Origin of the sequence: Actinoplanes sp. NPDC026619, from assembly GCF_040638295.1 — a bacterium.
GTDB lineage: Bacteria > Actinomycetota > Actinomycetes > Mycobacteriales > Micromonosporaceae > Actinoplanes.
Window position 1 is genome coordinate 257,656 of record NZ_JBEZYA010000013.1, and the last position, 25,300, is coordinate 282,955.

Consider the following 25,300-nt stretch of genomic DNA (forward strand, 5'->3'; position numbering starts at 1 on the left):
GTCCCGACTGATCAAGATTAGGCAGGATAAATGGTCATCGCCAATGGCCCGAAAAGCCGGATACCAGAGGGGCCGGACACGACGATGCCCCGGCCGTCGGACGGCCAGGGCATCGGGAAAGGCGAACCAGGTCAGCCGCGGGCTTCGAGTGCCTGGCGGTAGAGACGACCGGCCCGGTACGACGAACGCACCAGCGGGCCGCTCATCACGCCGGCGAAGCCGATCTGCTCGGCCTCCTCGCGCAGCTCGACGAACTCCTCCGGCTTCACCCAGCGCTCGACCGGGTGGTGCCGCGGCGTCGGGCGAAGGTACTGCGTGATGGTGATCAGCTCGCAGCCGGCGCCGTGGAGATCGCGCAGCGCCTGGGAGATCTCGGCGCGCTCCTCGCCCATGCCGAGGATCAGGTTGCTCTTGGTGACCAGGCCGGCGGCGCGCGCCTGGGTGATCACGCCGAGGGAGCGGTCGTAGCGGAAGCCGGGACGGATGCGCTTGAAGATGCGGGGGACCGTCTCCACGTTGTGGGCGAGCACCTCGGGCGCCGCGCCGAAGACCTCGGCCAGCTGGACCGGGTCGGCGTTGAAGTCGGGGATCAGCAGCTCGACGCCGCAGCCGGGCTGCAGCTTGTGGATCTGGCGGACCGTCTCGGCGTAGAGCCAGGCGCCGCCGTCGGGCAGGTCGTCGCGGGCCACGCCGGTGACCGTCGCGTAACGCAGGCCCATCGTGGCCACCGACTCGCCGACGCGACGGGGCTCGTCGGCGTCGAACTCGGCCGGCTTGCCGGTGTCGATCTGGCAGAAGTCGCAGCGGCGGGTGCACTGGTCGCCGCCGATCAGGAAGGTGGCCTCGCGGTCTTCCCAGCACTCATAGATGTTGGGACAGCCGGCTTCCTGGCAGACCGTGTGGAGGCCTTCCTTCTGCACCAGGCCCCGCATCTGGGTGTACTCGGGGCCCATCTTGGCTTTGACCTTGATCCACGGAGGCTTGCGCTCGATGGGAGTTTCGGCGTTGCGCGCCTCGATGCGCAGCAGGCGGCGGCCCTCGGGAGCAATAGTCACAGCCCCGAGATTACGCCTGAATAGGCCCCCGCCTAGACAGGGGCGACGAGGCTCACGTGACGGTTGGTGTGACCGCTGTCACCCGTACACCGCTAAATAGGTTTCGCTCGAAAGACAGGCGCTGTTAACGTCCCGAAGACGGCAGTGACGGAACCGAGTAACGCTCCGATACGCCGGCCGAGAGAGCCACCCCGAGCTGTGATGGTGGCCCGTGCGCCGGGGCGTGAAGACACTCCCGAGCCGAGCACGACAAGAGGCGCCCGCAAGGGCGTGAAGGTGTGGTGGCACCGCGAGGATCCCGCTCGCCCACACCTCCCTGGGGCCGCGTTGCAGACCCAGAGGAGGAAAAGCCATGCAACGCATCCTCTCCACCCAGCTGGCGCAGCACGCCGGCGAGACCGTGACCATTGCCGGTTGGATCCACCGCCGCCGCCTGCTCAAATCGGTGGCGTTCCTGATCGTCCGGGACGCCGAGGGCTTGAGCCAGGTCGTGGTCAAGGAAGCAAAGGCCCTCGAGACGCTCACCGAGGAGAGCGTCGTCGAGGTCACCGCCACCGTCACCCGCAACGAGCAGGCCCCGGGCGGCGTCGAGCTGACCGGCCCGAGCATCCGGGTGCTGTCGGCGGTCGACGTACCCCTGCCGTTCGCACTGCATCGACCGGCGCTGAGCGCAAGCCTGCCCACCCAGCTGGACCACGCGGCCTTGGCGCTGCGTCACCCGGCGCGACGCGCCGCCCTGAAGGTCGCGGCCGCGGCAACAGCAGGCTTTCGTACGGCGTTGAGCGAGCAGCGTTTCGTCGAGATCCAGACGCCCAAGATCGTCGGCTCGTCCACCGAGTCGGGCGCCAACGTGTTCCCGATCGACTATTTCGGACGCCCCGCCTACCTGGCGCAGTCGCCGCAGCTCTACAAACAGTTGATGGTCGGGGTCTTCGAGCGGGTCTTCGAGGTCGGCCCGGTGTTCCGCGCCGAGCCCAGCGACACCGCCCGCCACCTGGCGCAATACACCTCGCTGGACGCCGAGATGGGTTTCATCACCGACCATCGCGACGTGATGGCGACGCTGACCCGCACGCTGTCGGTGATGATGGCGACCGTCGCCGCCCGTGCCCGGGTGGCGACCCCCAAGGTGCTGCCGGAGATCCCGGCCGTCTCGTTCACCGAGGCGCTGCGGATCGCCGGGGCGGCCGAGGGCGAGGAGGACCTGTCCCCGGCGCACGAGCGGGCGCTGGGGGAGTGGGCGCTGCGCGAGCACGACTCCGAGTTCCTCTACGTGACCGGTTACCCGATGCGCAAGCGGCCGTTCTACACCCACCCGGACCCGTCTTCCACGGCGTACTCGAACGGCTTCGACCTGCTCTTCCGGGGTTTGGAGATCGTGACCGGCGGACAGCGGCTGCATCGGCACGCGGACTACGTCGCCGCCCTGACCGCGGCCGGCGAACCGCTCGAGCCCTACCGGGGCTACCTGGACGGGTTCAAGTACGGGATGCCGCCGCACGGTGGCTGGGCGATCGGCCTGGAACGGTTCGTGGCCCGGCTGCTCGGGATCGCGAACGTGCGCGAGGTGACCGCGTTCCCGCGCGACCTGCACCGCATCACGCCTTAACCGGGTCTTGACGCCGGATGCGGTCGACTGTGCCGGTGCTCATCGATCTCGATGCAACCCCGGCCCCGGCCCGACCGCGGCCGCGCCGGGAAATTCGGCTGCTCAAGCCGGCCGCGCTGGCGGCGCTGCTCCTGCTGTTCGTGGGCGGGGCGGCGTCGCCGGCCCGGTCCCACGCGATGGTCGTGGTCGCCGACACCGGCGGCGTGTCGGTGACGGCGCATCTGCTGACCGCGAGCGCGCTCTACCTCACCCACATCGCCGACTTCGCCCCGGAGACGCCGGAGGACGCCCGCAGCGTGGTCGAGGCCCGGCCGCTCGTGCCCGGCGGCCCGCGGTGGAGCGTCACGGTGCGGGCCACCGAGCCGGTCCTCACGCTCGACGACACCGGGAAGACGCTGGTGGTGCGGCCCGGCAAGGAGGGCACGGTCACGTTCCTGGACGCGATGACCGGGCGGGCGCGCTGGAGCACCGAGGACTCCACGGTGTCCGCCCTGGCCGGCGCCCGGATCGTCTACGGCGATCTGGGCATGGTCCGGATGGCGGACGTCGCGACCGGCCGCAACCGCTGGGAGCGGGAGGCGCAGCCGATGGCGCTGGACGTGGACGCGGCACGCCGGATGGTGCTGGTCATCGACCAGGAAGGCCTGCCGTCGGTGCTGTCGGCGAAAGACGGTCACGTGCTGGCCGGCGCGCGCAACATCGGCATCGACCCGTTCGAGTGGGAGCAGGGCGGCCAGTCCGAGACGATCATCGGGGACACGCTCTACCTGCACACCGACATCTTCCTGGCCGCGTACCGGCTGCGCGATCTGCACCTGCAGTGGCACGCGCGCATCGCCGAGCCGGACGTGCTCGGCGTGTGCGGCGCCCTGATCTGCGCCGCCGGGGGGCACGGGGTGACCGCGGTCGACCCGAAAACGGGCGGGATCCGCTGGACCGGACCGCGGTGGCGGACGATCTCCGCGGACGGCATGGCGGTCGGCATCGATCTCACCGCGGCCCGGCTCGATCCGGCGACCGGGCGGGTCATCGAGGAGTTCGGCCGCGGCGCCACCGTCGGCGACCTGCTGCTGCGCAACGACCGGGACCGCACCTGGGTGACCGGCCTGGTCAGCCGGGAGATCATCGGCGTGCTGCCACTGGTCGTCAGCACCCGCTCCTGCACCGCGGCGGGCGATTATCTGGCCTGCCCCACCGGCGGCCAGACGGTGACGGTGTGGAAGGTCAGAGGACCGTGGCGATGGTGACCGCCACGACGATGGCCAGCGGGACGATCGTCATGCTGATCAGGATGGCCCAGGCGATGGGGTGGCCGAAGTTGAGCGCCACCCCGCCGCCCTTCTTGGGCACGAACACCCGCTTGTCACGCGGATCGCGGTAGAGAGCCATCAGAGCAGAGTAGGCAGGTGCTTTTCGAGCACCGGCAGCACCTCGGCGACGGTCACCTCGCGGCCCAGCTCGGCGCTGAGCGAGGTGACGCCGGCATCGCGGATGCCGCAGGGCACGAACCGGTCGTACGCCGTCAGGTCGCAGTCGCAGTTCAGCGCGAAACCGTGCTGGGTGACGCCGCGCGCGACCCGGATCCCGATCGCCGCGATCTTGCGGTCGGGGCCGCGCTCGTCGGCGAGGACCCAGGCGCCGCTGCGGCCCTTGATGTCCGAACGGGCCGCCGTGACGCCGAAGTCGGCACAGACATCGATCAACATCTGCTCGGTACGCCGGACGTAGGCGACCACGTCGATCGGGTCGGGCAGGCGCAGGATCGGGTAGCCGACCAGCTGGCCCGGCCCGTGCCAGGTGATCTTGCCGCCGCGGTCGACGTCGACGACCGGGGTGCCGTCCATCGGCCGGTCGCCGGGCTCGGTGCGCTTGCCGGCGGTGAAGACGCTGGGGTGCTCCAGCAGCATGACGGTGTCGGGCGAGGTGCCCGCCACCACGGCGTCGTGCAGCCGGCGCTGTTCGTCCCAGGCGTCGCGGTAGTCGACCAGGCCGGAACGCAACACGGTGAGCGTGGAGGTTGTCACGTCATCCACCCTAGCCCCGGTCCTTACCGGTTGACCGGGTCGACTCCCTGGCGGATGCGCCACACCAGCACGTCGTCCACCTTCTCGGGGGCGCCGAGCAGGTCGGTCGCGACGATCTCGAGCGCCGCGTGATAGAGCATGCCCTCCGAGCCGGTGATGGTCTGCGGCAGGAAGACCGCGTCGATGCCCCAGTACTGGAAGTCGTTGCGCGCGTTCGCCCGGTCGCGGTTGGTCACCTCGGTGATGTGGCCGTACAGCGCGGCCCGGAGGAAGAGCCAGTCGGTGTTGTGCCAGACGGCGCCGATGCGACCCTTCACCTCGGCGCCGCCTTCGGACGGGCCGAGGAAGTAACCGTCGGGGATGCGGAACTGCCGGCCCCCACGAGCCATGTTGTACGCCTGCCAGCGCTGCCCGTCGGCGGCCACGTTGATCGCGAACGGCAGCGCGGACAGCGTCCCGCCGTCGGGAACGTACTTCTCCCAGGTGCGGTTGGCGATGAACGCCGGCTCGGGCGCCCGCTGGGTGTAGAGCAGCGGCAGCGGGAAGATCGGGAGCAGCGCGAACACGAACGCCGTGGCGAACGCGGTCTGCGCCGGCTGCGGCACCGCCTCGCGGTCGAGGAGCACGTCGGCGGTCAGGGCCAGGACGATCCCGATCACCCCGACCAGCACCAGCGCGAACCGCAGCGGGAGCGCCGAGTCGAACAGCGGCAGGTTCTGGAGCAACGCGTACGGCATCGGGATGTCGGTCTCGGTGCCCATGTAGTGCAGCCGAGGGCCGAGCGACAGGGTCATGAAGACCAGGCCGACCACGATCAGCGCGCGCAGCGTCGCCCGGCGGCCCTTGTCGGCCCGGCGGTACAGCATGATCAGCGAGGCGATGACCAGGATCATCAGCGGCAGGCCGAAGAACGACGTCGCCTCGGTCGGGTTGGGCGCCAGGTCGCTGCCGAAGCCCGCCTTCGCGGCCAGGCTGCGCTGGGCGAACGAGAAGTACGACGCCAGGTCCTCGGCGTAGTGCGTCTGGTTGAAGCCGGTGCCCTTGAACGTCTGCGGGCCGGCGAAGTGCATGTACAGCGGGTAGGCCAGGATCGCGCCGGCCACCACCGCGGTCACGCCCAGGGCGGCCAGCACGGTGGGCAGCGCCGCCCGCGCCTCCGGCCAGGTGGTGCGCGACATCGACCAGGCGATCACGAAGACGGCGCCGGTCAGGGCGGTGAAGAACAGGCCCTCGGCGGCGAGCGAGAACGCGGTGCCGAGCAGCAGGCCGAGGATCGCGCCGTTGCGCAGCCAGCGGCCCTTCTCACGCAGTTTCAGCAGCCACCACAGCACCACCGGGGCGATCCAGCCGGACGTCCAGTTCAGGTGGCCGTTCGCGTGCGAGATGAAGCCCGGGGCGAAGCCGCAGAACAGGCCGCCGATGGCCGCCGAGAGCCGGTTGCGGGCGAGCCAGCGGTTGAGGAACACGTACCACGCGAAGGCGGAGCCGGCCAGGTTGAGCGTCAGGACCGTCACGAACGACACCTGCGGGCCGGCCAGCACGGTCACCGGGGCGAGCAGGATCGCGTAGACGGTCACCGACGTGTTCGCGGCCAGGTTGACGCCGAGCGGCGTGTTCAGCAGCGTGGTGAAGAACGGATCACCGCCGTCGCGCAGCAGGTGCACGCCGTACGACAGCACCCATTCGAAGAACGCGGTGTCGCCCACGTTGTCGGCGAGGACGTTCGTGTACGGCTGTTGCCACAGGCCGTGGGTGACGTAGACAGCCATGCCGATCGCGGCCACGGCGACGAACACGTGGAAGCGCAGCCGCTTGACGATCGACCGGGTGGTCGCGGGCGGCGGGGGCGGCTGGTCGGCTTCGGACTCTTGGGTGGGGGCTGCGACGGACATCACGCGCAGGTTAGCAAGCGAACGCCGCTCGATCAGCTTTGCGCGGCAGCTTCCTGCCCGATCGCGGCCCGTAGAGCGCTCTCGATGTCCGGATAGGTCCACTCGAACCCGGCGCGCCGGAGCACGGCCGGCACCGCCCGCTCGCTGATCTGCAGCTCCTCGGCGAGGCCGCCGAGCGCCAGATCGAGCGCGAAGCCGGGCAGCGCGAGCACCGCGGGCCGGTGCAGCACCGTGGCCAGCGCCCGGGTGAACTCGGCGTTGGTGCACTGCTCGCCGCTGACCATGTTGACCGGGCCGGCGATGTCCGTCCGCTCGAGCAGGAGCGCGGCCGCGGCGAGCCAGTCGGCGAGGGAGATCCACGCCATCCACTGCCGGCCGGCGCCGAGTTTCGCGCCGGCGCCCAGCTTGAACGGCAGCAGCAGCGGCTTGAGCAGCCCGCCTCCGGCGTCGACGATCGGCGCGGTGCGCAGCGGCACGACCCGGGTGCCGGCGTCCTCAGCGGGGCGGGCGGCGGCCTCCCAGACCCGGCACAGGTCGGCCAGGAAGGTCTTGCCGGCCGCGGTCTCCTCGGTGGCCGGGGTGTCGCCGGTGTCGCCGTACCAGCCGACGCCGGAAGCCTGCAGCATCGTGTGCGGGCGGTCCTCGGCGGGCAGGTTCTTGATGGTGCGGGCGAGGGTGCCGGTCGGGTCGACCCGGCTCGAGCGCAGCACGCTGCGGTAGCGGGCGGTCCAGCGCTTGTCCCCGATGTTCGCGCCGGACAGGTTGATCACCGCGTCGGCGCCGGCCACCACGGCCGGGTCGAGCTGGCCCTGCGACGGCTGCCAGCTGGCCTCGCCCGGCCCGGGGGAGCCGTGCCGGACCAGCCGGGTGATCTCGTATCCGTTGCCGGAGAGCCGGTCGGCCAGGCGCGTGCCGAGAAAGCCGGAGGCGCCGGCCATGAGGATCCGCATGACACCCATGATGCCCGCATTCGAACCTGTTCAAAACGAGAAGGGGGCGCTTCCGCGCCCCCTTCTCGTGAAAAGCCTTACAGGCCGAGCTCGTACTCGAACTGGCCGCCCTCCAGGCGCTCCTTCAGGGTCACCAGGAAGCGGGCCGCGTCGGCGCCGTCCACGATCCGGTGGTCGTAGCTCAGGGCCAGGTAGACCATCGAGCGCGGCACGATCACTTCGCCCAGGTTCGGGTCGGTGACGACCACGGCGCGCTTGACCACCGCGCCGGTGCCGAGGATGCCGACCTGCGGCTGGTTGATGATCGGGGTGTCGAACAGCGCGCCCCGGCTGCCGGTGTTGGTCAGCGTGAACGTGCCGCCGGAGATCTCGTCCGGACCGATCCGGTTGTTGCGGGTGCGGTCGGCGACGTCGGCGATCCGCTTGGCCAGGCCGGCCAGGTTGAGGTCGCCGGCGTCCCGGATCACCGGGACGATCAGGCCCTTCGGGGTGTCCACCGCGACGCCCAGGTGCTCGCCGTCGTGGTAGGTGACCGTTCCGGCCTCGAGGTCGATCGACGAGTTGACCACCGGGTGCTGCTGCAGCGCCTCGACCGCGGCCAGGGCGAAGAACGGGTTGAAGGTGAGCTTCACCCCGTGCTTGGCCTGGAAGTCGGCCTTGGCCTTGCTGCGCAGCTCGGCGACCTTGGTGACGTCGACCTCGACGACCGTGGTGAGCTGAGCCGAGACCTGCAGCGACTCGACCATGCGGCGGGCGATGGTGGCCCGGGTGCGGGTCAGCTTCTCGGTGCGGCCGCGCAGCGGGCTCGGCGACGGCTTGGCGGTCGGGGCCTTCGCCGGCGCCGCCGGGGCGGCAGCGGCGGGGGCAGGCGCAGCCTTGGCGGCCGCAGCGGCCTCGGCCGCGTCGAGCACGTCCTGCTTGCGGATGCGGCCGCCCACACCGGTGCCGGTCAGGGTGGACAGGTCCACGCCCTTGTCGGCGGCGAGCTTGCGCACCAGCGGGGTCAGGTAACCGGCGTCGCCGGCGCCGTTCGCCTGGACCGACTCGGCGGCCGGAGCGGCCGGCTGGCTCGGCGCGGACTGCGCGATCTGCGGGGCCGGCGCCGACTCGATCTTCGGAGCCTCGGCCTGCGGAGCCGGAGCCGGCTTCGGGGCCTCCTGCTTGGGGGCTTCCTGCTTGGGGGCTTCCTGCTTCGGGGCTTCCGCCTGCGGGGCCGGCTTGGGCGCTTCGGCCTGCGGCGCCGGGGCGGCGTCCGCGGAACCGATCACCGCGAGCACGGCGCCGACATCGGCCGTCTCGTCCTCCGGCACCTTGATCTCGAGAACCGTGCCGGCGACCGGCGACGGGATCTCGGTGTCGACCTTGTCGGTGGACACCTCGAGCAGCGGCTCGTCGACCTCGATGGTCTCGCCGACCTGCTTGAGCCAGCGGGTGACGGTGCCCTCGGTGACGCTCTCGCCGAGCGCCGGCATCTTCACCTCGGTGCCGCTGCCGGACGAGGCCGAAGCGGTCTGCGGGGCCGGAGCCTCCGCCTCCACCGGCTTCTCGGTGGAGGGAGTGGTGGGAGCGGCGGGCTCGGGCTCCGGCTCCGGCTCGGCCTCGGCGGCCGGGGCGGGCGCAGAAGAACCCGCGTCCTCGCCGTCGCCGGAGATCACAGCGAGCTCGCTGCCGACGTCGGCCGTCTCGTCCTCACCGACGACGATGCGGGTGAGCACGCCCGCGGCCGGCGACGGGATCTCCGTGTCGACCTTGTCCGTGGAGACCTCGAGCAACGGCTCGTCGGCCTCGACTCGCTCGCCCTCCTGCTTGAGCCAGCGAGTGACGGTGCCCTCGGTGACGCTCTCACCCAGCCGCGGCATGGTGACCGATGTCGGCATGTCTCAGAACTCCTTCTAACCGCGTCTTCGTGAAAAAAGCTGATCAGCTGTGCGAGTGCAGGGGCTTGCCGGCCAGCGCGAGGAACGCCTCGCCGAGGGCCTCGTTCTGCGTCGGGTGAGCGTGCACCAGCTGAGCGACCTCCTCCGGGAAGGCCTCCCAGTTGTAGATGAGCTGGGCCTCGCCGACCTGCTCGCTCATCCGGGCGCCGATCATGTGCACGCCGAGAACCGGGCCGTCCTTCTCGCGCACCAGCTTGACGAAGCCCTGCGTCTTGAGGATCTGGCTCTTGCCGTTGCCGCCGAGGTTGTAGTTGTACGACTCGACCTTGTCGGCGCCGTACTTCTCCTCGGCCTTGGCCTCGGTCAGGCCCATCGAGGCGATCTCCGGGTCGCAGTAGGTGACCCGGGGGATGCCGGTCTCGTCGATGACCGCCGGGCGCAGGCCCGCGATCTCCTCGGCGACGAAGATGCCCTGCGCGAAGCCGCGGTGCGCGAGCTGGAGGCCGGGAACGATGTCGCCGACCGCGTAGATGTTGCCGACGCCGGTGTGCAGGCGCTCGTTGGTGAGCACGAAGCCGCGCTCCATCTTGACGCCCTGCTGCTCGTAACCGAGGTTGGCGGTCGTCGGGCCACGGCCGACCGCGACCAGCAGGATCTCGGCCTCGACGGTCTCGCCGCCGGCGATGGTCACCTTCACCCCGCCGTCGCTCTGCTCGACCTTCTCGAACGGCTTGCCGACCTTGAAGTTGATCTTCCGCTTGCGGAACGCGCGCTCGAGCTGCTTCGAGACGTCCTCGTCCTCGAGCGCGACCAGCCGGGGCAGCGCCTCGATGATCGTGACGTCGGCGCCCAGCGACTTCCACACGCTGGCGAACTCGACGCCGATCACGCCGCCGCCGAGCACGATCGCCGAGGTCGGCACCCGGTCGAGCTTGAGAGCGTGCTCGCTGGTGAGGACCCGGCGGCCGTCGACCTCGAGGCCGGGCAGCGAGCGGGAGTAGGAACCGCTGGCGAGGATCACGTTGCGGCCGGTGTAACGCCGGCCGGCGACCTCGACGGTGTCCTTGCCGACCAGCTTGCCCTCGCCGGCCACGACGGTGATCTTGGGGTTTTTCAGCAGACCCTGGAGGCCCTTGTACAGACGGGAGACGACACCGTCCTTGTACGAGTTGACCGCCGCCATGTCGATGCCCAGCAGCTCGGCCTTGATGCCGAACTGCTCGGCCTCGCGGGTCTGGTCGGCGATCTCGGCGGCGTGCAGCATCGCCTTCGTCGGGACGCAGCCGCGGTGCAGGCAGGTGCCGCCCAGCTCGGCCTTGTCGATCAGCGCTACGGAGAGGTCGAGCTCGGCCGCGCGCAGAGCGGCCGCGTAACCACCACTGCCGGCGCCGAGGATGACGATGTCGAAGGTTCCGCCGTTCGGCTGGCTCACGTTGACTCCAGTGGTCGCATCGTCGCCATGTGGGTCACACAATGGAAACGGTCACAGTATGTCCAAGCCATCTTGTCACTTATGGAACCGATCGATGCAGTCAGGTGGCCACCGGCGTGCCGCCACGTCGTACCCTTGCCGCAATTGACGGTGAGGAGCGGGCGGTGGCCTGGTTTCGGCGGCGCAGAGAACCGGGTCGGCCGGCAGGTCGGCCGGTGGATCGTGCCGATCTTGAGTATTTGGCGGAGTTCGTCCACTCCCGTCGCGGCGTCGAGGCGTTCATCGAGCCGCGCACGACCGTGACCGAAACCACGGTGTTGCTCGTGGCACACGACGGCGAGTGGACCCGCCGGCGGATCGAGTCGCCGGAGATCGCCCGCCGCTGGGCGCACGGGTTGTCGGTGCCGATCTACGACGTACGCCTGCTGGGTTATCCGCAGCGGATGCGCGACTTCAACGCCCGGCAGAAGCACCGCCCGGCGTAAAGGTTACGCCGGGCGATGCCCGCGGCTAGGCCAGATCGTCGATCGCCTGCAGGAGCGTGCGGATCGGCACCCCGGTGCCGCCCTTGGTCAGGTAACCACTGGCCTCGCCGGTGTTGTAGCCCGGCCCGGCGATGTCGATGTGCGCCCACTCGACGCCGTCGGCCACGAACTCGCGCAGGAAGATGCCGCCCTGCAGCATGTGCCCGGCGCGGTCGAGGCTCGAGTTGGTCTGGCAGATGTCGGCGATGTCCGACTCCATGCCCTTGCGGACCTCGTCGGGCAGCGGCATCGGCCAGGCCGGCTCGCCGACCTTGTCGCCGGCCGCGCGGATCAGCTCGGTGGCCGGCTCCGAACCCATCAGGCCGGCGATCTTCTTGCCCAGCGCGATCACCTGCCCGCCGGTCAGCGTGGACGCCTCGAGCACGTAGTCGGTGCCGTCGGCGCAGGCCCGGGCGATCGCGTCGCCGAGCACCATGCGCCCCTCGGCGTCGGTGTTGAACACCTCGACCCGCTTGCCGTTGAACATGGTGATCACGTCGCCGGGCCGGTAGGCCGAGCCGGACGGCATGTTCTCCGCCATCGCGAGGTAGCCGCTGACCGCCACGCCCGGCTTGAGGGCGGCCACCGCGAGCATCGCCGCGCCGACCGCGGCCGCGCCGGCCATGTCCGACTTCATCTCCCACATGCCGGCAGCCGGCTTGATGCTGATGCCGCCGGTGTCGAACGTGATGCCCTTGCCGACCAGCGCGACCCGCTTCGGTGACTCGACGCCGGCCGGTGTGTAGCTGAGCTTCACCAGCCGGGGCAGCGCCTCCGAGCCCTGGCCGACCGCGACGATGCCGCCGTAGCCACCGGCCTTCAGCTCGTCGAAGTCGAGCACCTCGACCTCGAGCCCGGCCTCCCGGGCGGCGCCGACCACGAGGTCGGCGAACTCCGGCGGGCGCAGCGCGTTCGGCGGCATGTTGACCCAGTCGCGGGCCAGCCGCACCGAACCGGCGACCACCCCGGCCCGGATCACCTCGGCCCGGGCCGCCTCGTCGGCCGCGTCCGGCACGTGCACCTGAAGCGCCGCCACCGGCTCGCGGCGGTTCGGCTGCGGCTTGGTCTTGTAGCCGGCGAACTTGTAGCCGCCGAGCAGCGCGCCCTCGAGGATGGCCCGCAGCACGCCGGGCGCGTCCTCGTCGTCGGGCAGCGGCAGCGCCAGGGCCACCGTCGCGCTGCCGGCGAGGGCGCGGACCGCCGCGCCGGTGCCGCGGCGCAGCTTTTCCGGCTCGGGGGCGGAACCGGACGGCTCGTCGCCGAGGCCGACCGCGACGATCAGTGGCGCCGCGATCGTGCCGAGGGTGGCCAGCTTGGTCACCTCGCCCGGCGCGCCGCTCGCGCCGAGCAGAGCCAGCGTCGAGGTCAGCTTGCCGTCGAATGCGGCGGCGATGCTCTCGGCGCCGGCCGCCGGCAGCAGAGCGCCCCCGTCGTCGGGCTGGCTGTGCAAGCCGATGACGATGGCGTCGACGGCCAATTCGGCCGGGTCGGAATCGACCAGGCTGAGGCTGGGCTGGCTCACATGCACTCCGGACTTCGGGCCGGCGTCCTCTTGGGCGGGCCGGCTGTCGGTGGATCTCCCGGCGCGATGGCTCCGGGTGAAGGGCGTCCCCGCGACAATAACGACTCCCAAGGTCACGGGTAAGTTGACTCCTATGTCTGCCCTTTTCCGATCGCCGCTGCACGAGCGCCACGTCGCCCTGGGTGCCAAGCTCGCCGCCTTCAGCGGCTGGGAGATGCCGCTGGAGTACGCCGGGGGCGGTGTCCTCAAGGAGCACGCGGCCGTGCGCGAGTCGGCGGGCGTGTTCGACGTGTCCCACCTGGGCAAAGCCCGGGTGCGCGGGGCGGGCGCGGCCGCCTTCGTGAACTCCTGCCTCACCAACGACCTGGGCCGCATCCACCCCGGTAAGGCGCAGTACACGCTGTGTTGCGACGAGACCGGCGGCGTGGTCGACGACCTGATCGCGTACCTGTTCGCCGACGACGACGTCTTCCTCATCCCGAACGCGGCGAACACCGCCGAGGTGGTGCGCCGGCTCGCCGCGGTGGCGCCGGCCGGCCTCACGGTCACCGACGAACACCAGGCGTACGCGATTCTCGCCGTCCAGGGCCCGTCGTCCGCCGACGTGCTCGGCAAGCTGGGCCTGCCCACCGACCACGACTACATGTCGTTCACCACCTCCACGCCGGGTGACACCGAGCTGATCGTCTGCCGCACCGGGTACACCGGCGAGCACGGCTACGAGCTGGTGGTTCCGTGGGACGACGCGGAGGTGGTCTGGGACGCGATCGCCGCCGCCGGGGTGCGGCCGTGCGGGCTGGGCGCACGCGACACGCTGCGCACCGAGATGGGCTACCCGCTGCACGGCCAGGAGCTGTCCCTCGAGATCAGCCCGGTGCAGGCCCGCTCCGGCTGGGCGGTCGGCTGGTCGAAGCCCGCGTTCTGGGGCCGCGAGGCGCTTCTCGCCGAGAAGGCCCAGGGTCCGCGGCGGGTCCTGCGCGGCCTGGAACTGACGGGCCGCGGCATCCCCCGCGGACACATGCAGGTGTACGCCGGGGAGCAGCTCATCGGCGGGACGACCAGCGGCACGTTCTCCCCGACGAAGAAGGTCGGCATCGCTCTGGCCCTGATCGACACCGCGGCCGGCGTCACCGACGGTGACGACGTCGAGATCGATGTCCGCGGACGGCGGGTTGCCGCCAAGGTCGTCAAGCCGCCGTTCGTGCAGCCCTCCGTGCGGTGAGCGTCACCTACGGACAGCTCCGCGACTGGGTCCTCGCGCTGCCCGGCACCCGCGAGGTCTTCGTCGAGCAGTGGGACCACCCGACGCTGCGCTACGGCGACAAGATGTTCGCCTCGGGCAGCGAGGAGTCGACCACCGCGACGGTCAAGGCGTCCCTGGAGGACCAGGCCGAGCTGATCGCGGGCGCGCCCGAGGTCTACCAGAAGGCCGCCTACGTCGGGCGGTTCGGCTGGGTGCGGGTCGACCTCGCCCGGGCCGACCCCGGCGAGCTGCGCCAGCTCGTGATCGAGGCGTGGCGGCGGACCGCGCCGAAGCGGGTCGTGGCCGCCTACGACTCAGCGCAGGGAGAGCACGACCAGGGCTGACGTGGTGGCCAGCTCGACCGAGGCGCCCAGCACGTCACCGGTGATGCCACCGAACCGGCGTACCGCATGACGCAGCAGCGCCAGCACCACGGCGAGCGCGACGGCGACGGCGGCCGGCCCCTGCCAGAGACGGTCCGGGCTGGCGGCCGCCGCGGCGACCGCCACGACGATCGCGGCGAGGAACGCGACCACCGCCGGAACCGTGCCCGCCACCAGCGCCCCCAGTCCCTCGGGCCGGGCCGCCGGCACGCCCGCGCGGCAGGCCACCGTGATCGCCAGCCGGCCGGCCGCGAACGCCGCGATCAGCGCCCACGGCGAGATCTCGGTGAGCGCGGCGGTCTGGATCAGCAGGGTCAGCGCGACGGCCGCCACCCCGAACGGCCCGATGTCCGACTTCTTCATGATTTCCAGGGCTTTGGCGCCGGACCGGTAGGAGCCGAGCGCGTCCACCGTGTCGGCCAGGCCGTCCAGGTGCATGCCGCGCGTCAGCAGCGCCGCCGCCGCGACCGTCACGGCCGCCGCCACCAGCGGGGGAGCGCCCAGCTCGCGCAGACCCCAGAGGACCGCGCCGAGCCCCCCGCCGAGCGCCGCACCCACCAGCGCCGCAAGCGACATCGCCCAGCCCGCGGCGCCCCGATCCACCCGCCCACCACGAACCGGAAAAACCGTCAGCGTCGTAACAGCCAGCCGAAGACCGGCCCCGGCGCTCGTGCCCCGGTCCACGCCCGGTTCCGGGCCTACACCTGGCTGGCCTACACCTGGCTGGCCCGCGCTTGGCTGGCCCGCGCTTGGCTGGCCCGCGCTTGGCTGGCCCGCGCTCGGCTGGCCCGCGCTTGGCTGGCCCGCGCTTGGCTGGCCCGCGCTCGGCTTCTCGGCCATGCTCGGGTCCTTGCTCACGCCCCGGTCGTGGCTGGGCCGGGGCCGTCCGGCGTGGGCTCGGTGTAGTCGCCGTCATCGTCGGACGGCTCGGCGCCGTCGTCGGCGGGCTCGTCGTCGTTCGGTGCGAGGAGGTCGGTCAGGCCGCCGTCGCCCGGCTCGGCCAGCATGGCCGGGTGCACCGGCGCGGCCGCGGCCAGGCCGATCGCGGTGCGCAGCAGCGGCAGCGCGGCCAGCGCGTTCGCCCCCTCGCCCAGGCCGAGGCCCAGGTCGAGCACCGACTGCAGGCCCAGCACGTCGGCGCCCTGCCGCACCAGCTCCACGCCGCCGTCGTCGGGCAGCAGCGCCCAATGCCGGATCTGGCTGCCGATGTCCCGCGCGACGAGGGCCGCCGCGATGCCGAGCGGGCCGTCCAGCAGCACCGGCAGCCGCCGCGACGCCGCGCCCAGCAGCGCGCCGGTCGCCACCGCCAGGTCGGCGCCGCCGAGCTCGCGCAGGATGTCCTTGGCGCCGCGCGACTCCTGACGGATCCGGTGCAGCGTGTCCCGGATCGCCGCGCAGCGGACCATCCAGGCCTCGTCGTCGTAGAAGCCGCCCGGCCGCAGCACCCGCGGCAGCAGGGCGGCCGCCTCGGCGGCGGTGGTAGCGGCCGAGACCGCGGTGGCCACCGCGTCGGTGCCGACCCCGATCGAGGCCAGCACGATCAGGTCGCGGCCCGCGTCGGCGGCGGCCTCGGCGAGGCGCCAGCCCTGCCGCAGGGCGACCTCGACCGCGGCGTCGTCGATCACCGGGCCGTCCTCCATGGCGCCGCCGGCGGCGACCCGCAGCACGGCGATGTCGGCGCCCGCCTGGCCGGCCAGGCGGCTCAGCACACCCTCACCGTGTTCCACCTCGGCGACGCGGCGTTCCACGTCGGCCGGGTCGTCGCCGGCCGCGGCGCCGCCGGCGTGGCTGCCGGAGATCAGCAGGACGCGCGGGGAGGTCCAGGCGCGGGGGATCGTGGTGCCCTGGGTGCCGGCGGCGAACTCGACCGCCTCGGTCAGCGCGCCCAGACCCGCGCCGGCGAAGTCGACACCGGCCAGGCGGTCGCGGGCGTCGGGACCGGCGTCGCTGTCCGGCATCGGCAGGTCCATGCCGGGCTCGATGGCGACCAGTCCGCCGATCGTGGGGAGCTGCTGGGTCGGCTCGTTGATCACCGCGGCCGGCGCCGGCGCCTCCGCCTCGGCGGCCGGGGCGACCAGTTGCGGCGCGGCCGGCTCAACGGCGGGAGCGAGCGCGGTCGGTGCGAGCGTGGCCGAATCGGTCGTGGCCGAATCGAGCGTGGCCGGAGCGGGCGTGACCGGCTGCGGCGCGACGGCCGTCGGCATCGCTACCGAATTTTCGGACAAATCCGAAACGTCGGCGCCCTTGAGCCAGACCGGCCGGCCGGCGACCACCAGGGCCACCCGGTCGCAGGACTCGGCGAGGGCCTGGTTCGTGGTGCCCAGCGCGTCGGTGAACGCCCGGCCCACCGGCGTGGCCGCCACGAGAGTCAGCCCGACCTCGGGGCTGACGAACACGACACGCCCGGCGCACGAACGGACCGCGGCGGCCAGCGCCGCCACGTCGGCCTCGTCGTCGTTGGGCTGCCGGGCCGGGTCGAGGAGCGCCGCCACCCAGCCGCCGAGGTCATCGACGAGCAGCGTGTCGTCCGGCTTCGCGTCGGCCAGCAGGGTGGCCAGCCGCCCCGGATCCGCCCCGGTCTCCTCGGTCGACCACGACTGTGGCCTGCGCCGCTGATGTGCCTCGATGCGCCCGCGCCACTCCGGGTCGTCCTCGCCACCCACGGCCGTGGCCACGTAGAGCACCGAGGCGGCGCCGGCGATCAGCGCCTCGGCGAACGCGGACTTGCCGGAACGAATGCCGCCGAGCACCAGGACCGTCTGCCACCGATCATCGGACATGCCCCGTACCTTAAGGCCGGGCCGCACAGGCAGAAGCCGTAGGGTGGAGGCCGCACCGAGCACAGACGTAAGGGGGAACGGCGGATGCCGTGGATTTGGCGGTACGAGAACGTCGACGGACAGTCGGTCACCGGCCCGGCCGAGACGTTCAGCAGCCAGTCCGACGCCGAGTCATGGATCGGCCAGGAGTGGCAGGAGCTGGCCGGCTCGGGCGTGGCCCAGGTCGTCCTGGTCGAGGACGACCGGGTCGACTACAAGATGAGCCTGCTCCCGGCGGAATAGCGGACTAGACGTGACCTACGAACCGGTCTACACCCGCACCCCGCGCAACGCGTTCGTGCCGAGCCCGGTCTTCGTCGGCATCCTCGCCGTCTTCGGCGTGAGCGGCTGGATGACCTGGGCCGGCTTCGGCAACGTCAAGGTCGACGTGTTCCTGTTCATCGTCACCGGCTGGCTGCTGTCCCTGTGCCTGCACGAATATGCACATGCCCTGGTCGGCTTCTTCTCCGGCGACAAGACGGTGGCCGACCGCGGCTACCTTCGTCTCAACCCGCTGAAATACACCAGCCCGCTGCTGTCCATCGTGCTGCCGGTGATCGTGGTGATCCTCGGCGGCATCGGCCTGCCCGGCGGCGCCGTCTGGATCGATCACCAATACATCCGCAGCAAGGCCAAGGATTCGCTGATCAGCGCGGCCGGCCCGCTCACCAACGTGCTGCTGGCCCTGATCGTGGCGGCGCCGTTCTGGGCCGGCTTCGGCCTGAAGCTGGTCCCGACCGCCACGGGGCAATACGTCGCGACCGGCGAGGCCGCCCACCTCGACTTCTGGAGCGCCCTGGCCGCCCTGGCGTTCCTGCAGATCACCGCGAGCGTGCTCAACTTCCTGCCGATCCCCGGCCTGGACGGCGGCAGCATCATCCAGCCGTGGATGAGCCCGGCCTACCAGCGCGCCTGGAACCTCTTCGCGCCGTACGGCTTCATCCTGCTCTTCCTGGCCCTCTGGCAGACCCGGCTGGGCGACTGGTTCTTCACCATCGTCTACTGGCTGGGCGAGCACCTGGGGTTGTCCCAGGTGCTCATCCAGTACGGACTCCAGCTGATGCGGTTCTGGAGCGGCAGCTAGCGCTACGGCCGGCGGGCGGGGCTCTGCGTCTTCGCCGGGTCCCGCTCGGTCACCGGCTCCAGGACGGCGTCGATCGCCTTCATGAGGTCCGGCTCCAGCCGTACACCTGAGGCTTTGACGTTGTCCTTGACCTGCTCGGGGCGCGAAGCGCCGATGATCGCCGCCGAGACGTTCGCGTTCTGCAGCACCCATGCCACCGCGAGGGCCGCCATCGACAGGCCGGCCTGCTCGGCGAGCGGCTTGAGCTCGGCGACCGCCGACAGCACCTCGTCGCTCATCAGCCGGGAGATGAAGTTCGCCCCGCTCTTCTCGTCGGTCGCCCGCGAACCGGCCGGCGGCTGCTTGCCCACCTCGTACTTGCCGGTGAGCACGCCCTGCGCGATCGGTGAGAAGACCACCTGGCCGATGCCCAGCTCGATCGAGGTGGGCACCACCTCGGCCTCGATGACCCGCCAGAGCGCGGAGTACTGCGGCTGGTTCGAGACGAACGGGATCTTCAGATCCTGAGCCATCTCCCACCCGGCGCGGAGCTGGGTGGCGTTCCACTCGGACACCCCGATGTAGAGCGCCTTGCCGGAGCGCACCACGTCGGCGAACGCCTGCATGGTCTCCTCGAGCGGCGTCGTGTAGTCGTAGCGGTGCGCCTGGTAGACGTCCACGTAGTCGGTCTGCAGCCGGCGCAGCGACGCGTCGATCGACTCCATGATGTGTTTGCGGGACAGGCTGCGGTCGTTGGGGCCGGGCCCGGTCGCCCAGAAGACCTTGGTGAGGATCTCCAGGCCCTGGCGGCGCTCGCCCTTCAGCGCCCGGCCGAGCACCTCCTCGGCGCGGCCGCCCGCGTAGACGTCCGCGGTGTCGAAGGTGGTGATCCCCTCGTCGAGGGCGGCCCGCACGCAGGCGAGCGCGGCATCCTCCTCGACCTGGGAACCGTGGGTGATCCAGTTGCCGTAGGCGATCTCACTGATGAGCAGGCCGGAACGGCCGAGATGACGGAACTCCATGCCCATTTATAGAACGGGACGCCCGTCGGTCAGTAGCCGGTCCAGCTCCTCGAGCACATCGGCCTGCTCCTTGTACTTCTGCTCGATCAGCATTTCGCCCTTGCGGTTCAGCGCGCCCCACAGCCCGTACTGGTCGGCGATCAGGAACGCCACCGGGTGGATCACGATGGTCGCGTACCCCGGCTCGACGATCATCTGCCCGCTGCGGTCGACGACGCCGACCCGGTCGCCGGCGTCCACCACGGCCAGGCCGTCATCGGTGAAGCCCTCGATCGGCCCACCGGACACCAGCGGCGTCACGAACCCGAGGAACCGCGGCTGCACCACGACCCGCCCGTGCCGGTCGATCACGCCCCAGCCGCCGCGCCGGATCAGCGCCAGCCCGTGGTGGAACGGCTTCGCGTCGTCGAACCCGCCCGGCACGATCAGCCGGTTCTGCCGGTCGATCGCGTACCAGCCGCCGGCTTCGTCCCGGGACACCCAGGCCAGCCCCTCGGCGAACCGCTCGGCCGCCCGATAGCCCGACGAGGCGTCGATGACCACCGCACCTTCCAGGTCGATCAGCTCCCAGGCCGGCGACTCCGGTCGCCGCACCCAGGCCAGGCCGTCCGCGAACGGCTGCGCCTGCGCATACCGCGGCGGCACCGCCCCCACATAGCCCCACAGCCCCGACCGCTCGTCCCGGATCGGCCGCGGCGACTCGGCGAGCCCGAGGATCTCGTCGTGGGTCCGCGGATAGGGCCCCCAGTCACCGCCCGCGGTCTTCCCGGTGATCGTGTCGAGAGCCAGCTCGATCCGCTCCACCAGGTCCGGGTCGGCGCCCTTACGCAGGTCCAGCGCCGTCTCGAAGTGGTTCATCGCCTCCAGGTAGCGTCCCTGATCGAACGCCGACCGCCCGGCCAGCTCATGAATCTCGGCCCGCAACCGCGACGGCAGCTCCGGCGAACTGGCCTCCGCATACAGCTTGTCGGCCTCGGCATGATCACCCCGCCACTGCAGCGCATGCGCGAGCCGGGCCTGCACGATCGCGGTCCGCCGCAGTTCACCGGTGGCCTGCGCATGCTCGAGCGCCTGCCGCCCGTCCTGCACCGCGGCGTCCAGCTCACCGAGCAGCCGCTGCGCCACCGCCCGCAGGCTCAACAGCCGGGCCCGCACCGCATCCCGCTCGGCATATTCCAGCTTGTCGGTCAGCCGATCCACGACCACCCACATCGGGGCGTCGTCGTCGATCTCCTCCCGCAGCGTCGCCGGATCGAACGCCCACGGATAATCCGCGAGCACCTGCTCCGGATCCGCCCGCCGGTCTTTGCCCGCCGACCCCTTCCGTTGCCGGACAGGCCCACGAACGGCACTCCCGGCCGCGTCCTCCGCATTGCCGGAATCCGCAGGCTGAGCGTCGCCGCTGCTCTCGGCCGCGCCTTGCGCTTGCCCGGCACTTTCGCCATTCAGATGTACGGGCGCCGACGTCCCCGCCGAACCAGCCCGTTCCGCCGCTTCGACCGACGCGGAGAGCCCCGACTCATCGGGAGCCGCCCCGGTTCCGTCCGCCGGACCGCCACCGACCGGCGTAGCCACGGAGCCGTCCGCCGCCCCCGCCTCATCCGTCTCCGGCACCGCGGCGCGCTCCGGCGCAACATCGCCGGCGGATTCCGGTCGAGGGCCGTCCTCCGACTCCCCGACGTGCTCGGAGTCAGCAGCGCGGGACGACGACTCGAGAGCCGGCAGCTCCGGCGCATCGACAACCGATCCACCGGCCGCAACAAAGACCTCAGCCTCAACCCACATGGCATCAACCGGCTCATGGTCAACGAGCTCAGCCTCAACCGGATCAGCGTGCACCAGCTCAAAGCCAACCGCCGCAGCCTCCGCCGGGCCCGCGCTGATCGGTTCCGCGCTGATCGGTTCCGCGCTGATCGGTTCCGCGCTGATCGGTTCCGCGCTGATCGGTTCCGCGCTGATCGGTTCCGCGCCCGTTGTCGCGCTGGTCGGGGCCGTGTTCGCCGGGTTTGCGCTGTTCGGCGCAGCGCCGACCGAGTCTGCGCCGACCGGGCCGGCGCTCGTCGGTTCCGCGCTGACGGGGCTCGCGCTGAACGGGGTGGCGCTGGTCGGCCGCACGCCCAACGGCGCGGCGTCGGCCGACTGTGTGTCGAACGGTGTCGCGCTGGTGGGCCGCGTGCTGAACGGCGAGTAGTCCGCAGGCGGGCCGCCGGCCGGCGCCGAGCCGGAAGACGCGTCGAAGGTCGAGAGTTCGGCGGACTCGCGGTCGATGGGGGTGGCACTCACCGGAGCCCCGCTCACGGGCGCTGCGCTGGCTGGCGCGGCGCTGATCGGGGCGGTGCTGGCGGGAGCGTCCCAGGTGGGGAAGGCATCGGGCTCGGCTTGGGCGGGTGCGGCGCTGACCGGGGTTGCGCTGGCTGGCGCAGCGCTGATCGGGGTCGTGCCGGCGGGCGCCTCCCAAGTGGGGAAGGCGGCGGGCTCGGGCTCGGCGAAGGAGGCGCTGACGGGCGCGGCGCTGGCCGGGGTCGTGCCGGCGGGGGCGTCCCACGTCGAGAAAGCTGTGGGCTGCGGCGCGGCAGAGGCATCGCTCGCCGGCGTTGCGCTGACGGGGGCCGCGCTGGCCGGAGTTGTGCTTGCGGGCGCGTCCCAAGTGGGGAAAGCGGTGGGCTCGGGCTGAGCGGGCGAGGCGCTTACCGGCGTTGCACTGGTCGGTGCGGCGCTGGTGGGCGTTGTGCTGGCGGGCGCGTCCCAGGTCGGGAACGCGGTGGGCTCGACCGGGGTGGCGCTCACGGGCGTTTCGCTTGCCGGGGTGGGGTCGGCTGACGCCGGGCTGGCCGGGGCGCTGTTCGCTGGTTCGCCGAAGCCTGGGAAACGCGCCGGCTCGGGCTCTGCCGGGGAGGTGTCCGCGGGCGACGTGGCTGCCGGTGCGGAGCTGACCGGCGTGCTTGTTGCCGGCCCGCCGAATGCGGAGAACCGCGCGGGCTCGGTCGGCGCAGCGCTGACAGGCGTGGTGCTCGCCGGGAAGCCCTCGGCGGTCTTCGACGAGAACGACTCGGCGGCCGGCCCCGGTGTGGAGACCGGCTCGGGCGTGGTGGCGTCCGGGTTCGTGAGCGACTGGGTGTCCGGGACCGGGGCGAACCAATTCTGTTTCTCCGGGGCGCCGCTGACCGGGGCGTTCTCGTCAGTGGCCGGTTCCAGCTCGGGCTCGGTGGCATGGTCCGCAGTTGCCGTGTGGGACGCCGAGACAGGCTGGGTAGAGGAGAGCACGACCGACTCGGGCCAGGTGGGCGGTGCCGAAGCCGGCACAGCGGAGGCCGGCACAGCGGAGGCCGGCGCCGCAGAAGCAGGCAGCCCAGAGGCTGGCACTGCAGAGGAAGGCAGCGCAGAGGTCGGCACTGCGGAAGCCGGCACTGCGGAAATCGGCACTGCGGAAGTCGGTGCGGCAGGAGCCGGCGCAGCGGAGGCCGGCGGTGCCGAGGCGGGTGGGGCGGATGCCGGCCGCGCGGACTCCACCGGCGTGGTCGGGTCGAGTGGCACCTGGGTCGGGGCGCCGAGGCCGCTCATCGACAGCAGCCAGCCCAGGCCGTGGCCCTCGGGCTCCGGCTCGGGTTCCGGCTCGGCTTGGGGCTGAGCGTCGTTCGAGGTCTCGTCCGATGCCGGGGGTGCGGCGGAGCGGGCCCAGGCCGACTCGGCCCAGTTCGGCTCGGGCGCGGTGGCGGGTGGTGCAGTCACCGGCTCGACGCCGGAACCAGCGGTCGGGCCGTCCGGCAGCGCGAACTCCTCCTCGGCCGGCGCATAGGCGTGCGACTCCGGCGGCACCTCGAAGCGCCTCTCCTCGGCCGCCGAGTTCCAGGCGCGCACCTGCGGGCCTCCGCCACTGACCGGCTGGGCGGAGGCAGGCGCCGACGTCGGCCCGCTCGGGTAGCCGCGCTCGCCTTCCGGCTCGGCAGCCGACTGCGGATAGCCCTGTTCGGCCGCCGGTGCGGAGACCGGCCGCGGGTAGCCCTGCTCGGCTGCGGGCGCTGGCGTCTGCCTGGGGTAGGCGTGCTCCGCTGCGGGTGCGGAGACGGGCCGGGGGCGGTTCTGGTCGGCCGCGGGTGTGGAGGCAGGCCGGGGGTAGGTCTGGTCGGCTGCGGGTGCGGAGACGGGCCGGGGGTAGGTCTGGTCGGCCGCGGGTGCGGAGACGGGCCGGGGGTAGGTCTGGTCGGCCGCGGGTGCGGAGACGGGCCGGGCGTAGGTCTGGTCGGCTGCGGGTGCGGAGACCGGGCGGGGGTAGGCCTGGTCGGCTGCGGGGGAGTGTGGCTGCTGGGGCCGGCCGTGTTCGGTCGCGGGCGCGGAGACCGGCCGGGAGTAGCCCTGGTCGGCCGCGGGCGTGGCTGAATGCGGCTGCTGGGGGTAGCCGGGCCGGGAGTAACCCTGGTCGGCCGCCGGGGGTCGCTGCGGGTAACCCTGCTCGGCCGCAGGTGTGGACACCGGCAGGGGGTAGCCCTGGCCGGTGGGCGCCTGCCGGGGGTAGGCGTGCTCGGCCGCGGGGGCGGAGACCGGGCGAGGGTTTCGCTGGTCGGCCGCGGGTGGGTAGCCGCGGTCGCCCGGTGCCGGTCGTGCGTAACCGCGGTCGCCGGTCGGTGCGGAGACCGGGCGCGGGTAGCCCTGGTCGGCCGCGGGTGCGGAGACCGGCCGGGGGTAGGCGGCAGAGTCGCCCGGGCCGATGTGGGCGGGGCCGACGTGGGCCGGGCCGGAGACCGGGCGGGCCTGGCCGGGGACGGAGGGGTACATCGGCGACGGGGGCGAGGCCGGCTGCGACGGCGTGACCCTCGTCGGCTGCGGGGCCGGCCGGGCGGTCATGGGGGTGCCGATCTCGGGCGCGGGGCGCAGGTCGAAGGGCGCGTCGGAACGTCGTCCGGGCGGGCGCTGCCCGTCGTAGTTGGGGAAGGCCTCGGCCGGGGCGGGACGGGCGCTTCCGTAAACCCCGGGCGAGCCCGGCGACACCGGCCGCGGCCCAGGGGCGGAGCGCTGCGACTGGTCCGGGGTCTCGTCGGGACGACGGCCGTAATAGGGCGGCCGGGCCGCGCCGTAAGCCTGCGGAGACTGCGGCTGCGGAGGCTGCGACCGGCCGGCGGGGGATCCGGGGTGCGGCTGCTGTGCATCGCGCTGGAAGTCATCGCGGGAATCGCGCGGATCGCGGGAATCGCGACGAGGCGGCTGGGACTGGTCGCGGAACTGCGACTCGGACTGGCGGCCGTACACCGGGGCGGAACCGCGGCGCTGGTCCGGCGGCGCCGGGCGGCCGGGCGGCGTGGGACGGCCCGGTGTCTGCGGGTGCCGATCATCGGTGATCCGGTCGGGCATGGACATCGGCCGGTTCCACGACGGCTCGTCGCGCTGCTGCGCCGGCACCGCGCCGCCGCTCCGGGCGTAGCCGCTGCTCTCCCGCTGGTCGTACTCGCGCTGGGGCTGGGCGGGCCGTTGCTGCGCCTGCTCGTCGGGAACGTAGCCGGAGGCCTCGTAGACCGGGGTGTGCACGGCCTTACGGCGGCCCGGGTCACCGGGATAGCGCTGGCCGGGCAGCGGCTCCCACTCCCAGGTGATCTCGTACACCCAGGCGGGCTCGTCGCCCCACCGGTCGTCGCCGAGTTGCGAGCTCCAGCCGTTCATCGGGCAGCCAGCAGCAGGCCCGGCAATTGGCGACGCTCCGTCACGGCGAAATCCACTTCTCGGTCGAAAATGCGCGGTGGCCGTCCGGAGACCCGGGTAGAGTCTCCCGGCTCCACTGCGGGGGGTTTGAAAGGAGATTAACGGCGTGGACGGGATTGACGCCAGGGTGCTGACGATCTCTCCCAGCCGACCGTTCCGCGTTTCCGTCGCTACTTTCGGTGCACTGGTGTGGT

19 protein-coding genes are annotated in these 25,300 nt (G+C 72.1%); 7 read left to right on the forward strand and 12 right to left on the reverse strand.

Features of this window, described 5'->3' with window-relative positions:
* Window positions 1-131 precede the first annotated feature (131 nt).
* Window positions 132-1,055, reverse strand: a complete 924-nt coding sequence (gene lipA / locus AB0E90_RS27490) for a lipoyl synthase (protein WP_360411591.1) — start codon at window positions 1,053-1,055, stop codon at window positions 132-134.
* Between the two features lie 352 nt (window positions 1,056-1,407).
* Here lipA and aspS point away from each other — a divergent pair, with 352 nt between their 5' ends.
* Both aspS and AB0E90_RS27500 read left to right on the forward strand, forming a co-directional pair.
* Complete coding sequence (gene aspS / locus AB0E90_RS27495; RefSeq protein ID WP_360411594.1) at window positions 1,408-2,664, forward strand: aspartate--tRNA(Asn) ligase; 1,257 nt, start codon at window positions 1,408-1,410, stop codon at window positions 2,662-2,664.
* A gap of 35 nt (window positions 2,665-2,699) precedes the next feature.
* The gene (locus AB0E90_RS27500) at window positions 2,700-3,911 is read left to right on the forward strand and encodes a PQQ-binding-like beta-propeller repeat protein (protein WP_360411597.1); all 1,212 of its coding nucleotides are present in this window, start codon (window positions 2,700-2,702) and stop codon (window positions 3,909-3,911) included.
* On the opposite strand, the gene AB0E90_RS27505 is transcribed toward AB0E90_RS27500, so the two are convergent.
* From AB0E90_RS27505 to lpdA, 6 genes are all read right to left on the reverse strand, one after another.
* Window positions 3,889-4,053 (reverse strand): peptide ABC transporter substrate-binding protein, encoded by a 165-nt coding sequence (locus AB0E90_RS27505; protein ID WP_360411600.1) that lies wholly within the window; start codon window positions 4,051-4,053, stop codon window positions 3,889-3,891. The two genes, AB0E90_RS27500 and AB0E90_RS27505, sit on opposite strands and share 23 nt — an antisense overlap.
* Window positions 4,053-4,688 carry a lipoyl(octanoyl) transferase LipB gene (gene lipB / locus AB0E90_RS27510; protein WP_360411603.1) on the reverse strand — a complete coding sequence of 212 codons (636 nt, stop codon included), beginning with the start codon at window positions 4,686-4,688 and terminating at the stop codon, window positions 4,053-4,055. Before lipB ends, AB0E90_RS27505 begins: the two co-directional genes overlap by 1 nt.
* 23 nt (window positions 4,689-4,711) lie before the next feature.
* Window positions 4,712-6,580, reverse strand: a complete 1,869-nt coding sequence (locus AB0E90_RS27515; RefSeq protein WP_360411606.1) for a DUF2079 domain-containing protein — start codon at window positions 6,578-6,580, stop codon at window positions 4,712-4,714.
* A gap of 32 nt (window positions 6,581-6,612) precedes the next feature.
* The gene (locus AB0E90_RS27520) at window positions 6,613-7,530 is read right to left on the reverse strand and encodes a TIGR01777 family oxidoreductase (protein ID WP_360411609.1); all 918 of its coding nucleotides are present in this window, start codon (window positions 7,528-7,530) and stop codon (window positions 6,613-6,615) included.
* A gap of 77 nt (window positions 7,531-7,607) precedes the next feature.
* Window positions 7,608-9,407 carry a 2-oxoglutarate dehydrogenase, E2 component, dihydrolipoamide succinyltransferase gene (gene sucB / locus AB0E90_RS27525; RefSeq protein ID WP_360411612.1) on the reverse strand — a complete coding sequence of 600 codons (1,800 nt, stop codon included), beginning with the start codon at window positions 9,405-9,407 and terminating at the stop codon, window positions 7,608-7,610.
* A 43-nt stretch (window positions 9,408-9,450) separates the two neighbouring features.
* Window positions 9,451-10,839 carry a dihydrolipoyl dehydrogenase gene (gene lpdA, locus AB0E90_RS27530; RefSeq protein ID WP_360411614.1) on the reverse strand — a complete coding sequence of 463 codons (1,389 nt, stop codon included), beginning with the start codon at window positions 10,837-10,839 and terminating at the stop codon, window positions 9,451-9,453.
* Window positions 10,840-11,003: 164 nt separating this feature from the next.
* On the opposite strand from lpdA, the gene AB0E90_RS27535 reads away from it, so the two are divergent.
* A complete protein-coding gene (locus AB0E90_RS27535) occupies window positions 11,004-11,324 on the forward strand; it encodes a hypothetical protein (RefSeq protein WP_360411617.1) in 321 nt (106 codons plus the stop codon).
* A 25-nt stretch (window positions 11,325-11,349) separates the two neighbouring features.
* On the opposite strand, the gene AB0E90_RS27540 is transcribed toward AB0E90_RS27535, so the two are convergent.
* Entirely contained in the window at window positions 11,350-12,885 is a 1,536-nt protein-coding gene (locus AB0E90_RS27540; protein ID WP_360411620.1) for a leucyl aminopeptidase, read from the reverse strand.
* 133 nt (window positions 12,886-13,018) lie between these two features.
* Here AB0E90_RS27540 and gcvT point away from each other — a divergent pair, with 133 nt between their 5' ends.
* Together gcvT and AB0E90_RS27550 are read left to right on the forward strand one after the other, a co-directional pair.
* Window positions 13,019-14,107 carry a glycine cleavage system aminomethyltransferase GcvT gene (gcvT, locus tag AB0E90_RS27545; protein ID WP_360411623.1) on the forward strand — a complete coding sequence of 363 codons (1,089 nt, stop codon included), beginning with the start codon at window positions 13,019-13,021 and terminating at the stop codon, window positions 14,105-14,107.
* Complete coding sequence (locus AB0E90_RS27550; protein WP_360411626.1) at window positions 14,104-14,472, forward strand: MmcQ/YjbR family DNA-binding protein; 369 nt, start codon at window positions 14,104-14,106, stop codon at window positions 14,470-14,472. Before gcvT ends, AB0E90_RS27550 begins: the two co-directional genes overlap by 4 nt.
* Here AB0E90_RS27550 and AB0E90_RS27555 read toward each other — a convergent pair.
* Window positions 14,443-15,114: an adenosylcobinamide-GDP ribazoletransferase gene (locus AB0E90_RS27555; protein ID WP_360411629.1), complete on the reverse strand. Its 672-nt coding sequence runs from the start codon at window positions 15,112-15,114 to the stop codon at window positions 14,443-14,445. The genes AB0E90_RS27550 and AB0E90_RS27555 overlap by 30 nt on opposite strands.
* Before the next feature lie 251 nt (window positions 15,115-15,365).
* The gene (locus AB0E90_RS27560) at window positions 15,366-17,291 is read right to left on the reverse strand and encodes a bifunctional adenosylcobinamide kinase/adenosylcobinamide-phosphate guanylyltransferase (RefSeq protein WP_360411632.1); all 1,926 of its coding nucleotides are present in this window, start codon (window positions 17,289-17,291) and stop codon (window positions 15,366-15,368) included.
* A gap of 84 nt (window positions 17,292-17,375) precedes the next feature.
* On the opposite strand from AB0E90_RS27560, the gene AB0E90_RS27565 reads away from it, so the two are divergent.
* Window positions 17,376-17,573 (forward strand): hypothetical protein, encoded by a 198-nt coding sequence (locus AB0E90_RS27565; RefSeq protein WP_360411635.1) that lies wholly within the window; start codon window positions 17,376-17,378, stop codon window positions 17,571-17,573.
* Between the two features lie 10 nt (window positions 17,574-17,583).
* Window positions 17,584-18,414 carry a site-2 protease family protein gene (locus AB0E90_RS27570; RefSeq protein WP_360411638.1) on the forward strand — a complete coding sequence of 277 codons (831 nt, stop codon included), beginning with the start codon at window positions 17,584-17,586 and terminating at the stop codon, window positions 18,412-18,414.
* A gap of 2 nt (window positions 18,415-18,416) precedes the next feature.
* On the opposite strand, the gene AB0E90_RS27575 is transcribed toward AB0E90_RS27570, so the two are convergent.
* Both AB0E90_RS27575 and AB0E90_RS27580 read right to left on the reverse strand, forming a co-directional pair.
* Window positions 18,417-19,415 carry an aldo/keto reductase family protein gene (locus AB0E90_RS27575; RefSeq protein ID WP_360411705.1) on the reverse strand — a complete coding sequence of 333 codons (999 nt, stop codon included), beginning with the start codon at window positions 19,413-19,415 and terminating at the stop codon, window positions 18,417-18,419.
* 6 nt (window positions 19,416-19,421) lie between these two features.
* Entirely contained in the window at window positions 19,422-25,067 is a 5,646-nt protein-coding gene (locus tag AB0E90_RS27580) for a WG repeat-containing protein (protein WP_360411641.1), read from the reverse strand.
* Window positions 25,068-25,300: the final 233 nt, after the last annotated feature.